The following is a 359-nucleotide window of genomic DNA, read 5'->3' on the forward strand; positions in this document are numbered from 1 at the left end:
CTTCAACCCGCCGGCGCCGTTTCCGGGCGATGGCAACGCTTGGCCTTTCAGGATTCTGCAGACTGGCGCTGCGCTTGGCCGCGGCCGCCATGCTGATTTTGCCCGCGCAGGCCCGGCACCATCACCGGCATAAGAGCCATCTGCCGCCCGTCAGCCGGAATGCCACGCCGCAAATGCCGCCGACGGCGCCTATTCCGGAGCCGCGGCCCGACGCTGCCGACAGCACCGGTACGGGGACTTCTGAGCAGGGTGCCCAGCAGCAGCCGTCGACCCACGATGACTTCGTGCCACAAACGCCGGCAGTCGTTGCGACGCCCCCTGAAAAGCCGACAGAGCCGGAAGCGGAGCCTCCAAACGCG

1 pseudogene is annotated in these 359 nt (G+C 68.2%); it reads left to right on the top strand.

The window, feature by feature from the left end:
* Positions 1-74: 74 nt before the first annotated feature.
* A pseudogene (locus EN846_RS35670) lies at positions 75-359 on the top strand (hypothetical protein); the annotation flags it as partial.

The organism is Mesorhizobium sp. M4B.F.Ca.ET.203.01.1.1 (assembly GCF_004791025.1).
GTDB classification, from domain to species: Bacteria; Pseudomonadota; Alphaproteobacteria; order Rhizobiales; family Rhizobiaceae; genus Mesorhizobium; species Mesorhizobium abyssinicae.